At 62.2% G+C, this 2,261-nt stretch carries 3 protein-coding genes; all 3 read left to right on the forward strand.

Features of this window, described 5'->3' with window-relative positions; genetic code table 11:
* Nucleotides 1-257: 257 nt before the first annotated feature.
* Nucleotides 258-602 carry a YbaB/EbfC family nucleoid-associated protein gene (locus ACMRQN_RS00005; protein WP_276998256.1) on the forward strand — a complete coding sequence of 115 codons (345 nt, stop codon included), beginning with the start codon at nucleotides 258-260 and terminating at the stop codon, nucleotides 600-602.
* A gap of 9 nt (nucleotides 603-611) precedes the next feature.
* Complete coding sequence (gene recR / locus ACMRQN_RS00010) at nucleotides 612-1,208, forward strand: recombination mediator RecR (protein ID WP_296060161.1); 597 nt, start codon at nucleotides 612-614, stop codon at nucleotides 1,206-1,208.
* A 467-nt stretch (nucleotides 1,209-1,675) separates the two neighbouring features.
* On the forward strand, nucleotides 1,676-2,261 hold a 586-nt coding region (gene mobB / locus ACMRQN_RS00015), incomplete at its 3' end, for a molybdopterin-guanine dinucleotide biosynthesis protein B (RefSeq protein WP_418733283.1).

The following is a 2,261-nucleotide window of genomic DNA, read 5'->3' on the forward strand; positions in this document are numbered from 1 at the left end:
GGCGCGACGGGGCTGCCCCCCGAGCCGACCGATGCGAACACGTCGGCGTCGATCGACGCGACCGGCCCGAACGGGGAGCCTTTGGGCAACGAGTTCGACTCGCCCGATGACCTGGCTGCCGTGCTCGCAGCGGGAGGTTTCGAGGGCTCGCGCGTCGAAGAAGTGAGAGAATAGCCCGACAGGTAAGACGGGTTTCGCCCCGACAACGCGTTTTCGCGCGGGGCGTCGATATGGAAAGAACACTACCAGGAGGAAAAATGGCGAAACGAGGCGGATTCCCCGGCGGCGGCATGGGCAACATGGGCGCTATGATGAAGCAGGCTCAGAAGATGCAGGCCGAGCTTGCGAAGGCGCAGGAGGAAGTGAAGACGATGTCGTTCGAGGCTACGGCCGGCGGCGGCATGGTGAAGGTCACGGCGCTCGGCGACAACACGATCCAGTCCATCGCGATTGACCCCGAGGCTGTCGACCCTGAGGACGTCGAGATGCTCGAGGACATGGTCCTCGCTGCGGTGAACGAAGCGCTTCGCGGCGTCTCCGACATGGCGGCCGCCCGTATGAGTGCGGCGACCGGTGGCATGAACATCCCCGGCTTGATGTAGGCGCTTTTCGTGAACTCCGCACCAGCGATTCAAAAGCTCCTCGATGAGCTCGAGCGCCTTCCCGGTGTCGGGCCGAAGTCCGCGCAGCGCATGGCGTATTGGATCTTGAACACCGATCGCGCGACAGCGCTGCGCTTGGCTCAGTCGATCATCGAGGTGAAGGACACCGTGCATTTCTGCTCGCGGTGCTTCAACTATGCGGAAGGCGACGTGTGCGAGATCTGCGCGTCGACCAAGCGCGACAGCGGCATCATTTGCGTGGTGAGCGAGCCGCGCGACATTCCCCCCATCGAGCGCACGGGCGTTTTCGGGGGCGTGTACCATGTGTTGGGGGGCGCGCTGTCGCCTCTTGAGGGCATCGGCCCTGATGACTTGCATGTGGCCGAGCTTATGGCGCGATTGGGCAGCGAGGACGTGAGGGAAGTGGTGCTCGCGACCAATCCCAACGTCGAGGGGGAGACGACGGCGTCGTATCTTGCGCGGCTCATCAAGCCTTTGGGTGTGAAGGTGACGCGCTTGGCGAGCGGCTTGCCCGTCGGGGGCGATTTGGAGTTCGCCGACGAGGTGACGCTCGGTCGTGCCCTCGAGGCGAGGCGCGAGCTCTAGCGCTTAGGGGCGGCGTTTATCGGGCAAGGGTGGCAGGCGGTTTCGGCGATGACCCTTGATGGGCCGCAAATCGGGACACGGTTGCTTCGTGGGCCAAACTTCAGGTCCTCGTAATGACAAAAAATAAAGGCTCGCGTTTGCGAGCCTTTATTTGCTTCATCCAACAGTGAGGAACCTGTCCCCTCCAAAAACAGGATTCTCGCTGTTGCCGAAGTCCGAACTGCGTAGTAGGTCGTTGCATAGTATAGCATCATTTGGCCGAATGCGCGCGACTCTTTTCATCCCGCTTGAGTGATGCGCCTCACCTCGTGCGATTGCGCGATTGGTACTCCGCTCAGCCTCTGGGGATGGTGAAAATCGAGCGAATAGGTCGAAGCGTGCGCACCTGCCAGGCGAGGTGCATACTCCTTGCTGCTCCCTTCAGTGATATACTTTCGCCTTACGGAATAAGGACGGGAGAATCATCAATGGTCAACGTGCCGAGCCCGGCAGTCTCGATCGTCGGGCGCCACAATTCGGGGAAAACGACCCTCATCGTGAAGCTTATCGAAGAGCTTGTTGCTCGGGGACACGACGTGGGAAGCGTGAAACATCACAGCCACAAGGGCTTCGACATCGACTATCCAGGCAAGGACTCCTACCGCCATCGTGAGGCGGGCGCTTCGGAGACTGTCATCGCAGCGCCAGGGCAGATCGCCCGCATGAAGACGCTCAAGGGCGAGGCGGAATGCTCCGACATCGTGCGAAGCATGCCGGGCCACGACATCGTCGTCGTGGAGGGTTATCGTAAAAGCGGCCTGCCGACCATCGAGCTCATGCGTTCGGGCAACGAGGCGGACCAGCGCGTCGCCGAGGCGTTTGCCTTGGGCGCGGAGCGCGACTGGGCGCTTGGGACCGACTTCACCCAGATTGCGAAATGCCTTTTCACGCCTGAAGGCGAGCGGATCGAGGGCGCGGAGGAGGCTTTGGACGACAACCTTCGCAACGACGGGGAAGATGCTGCGCAGGCGCCTGCGGACGAAGATCTCGACGCGCTGGCGGCTGCGGCCGCGG

It is taken from the genome of Ellagibacter sp. (genome assembly GCF_048412355.1).
GTDB lineage: Bacteria > Actinomycetota > Coriobacteriia > Coriobacteriales > Eggerthellaceae > Ellagibacter.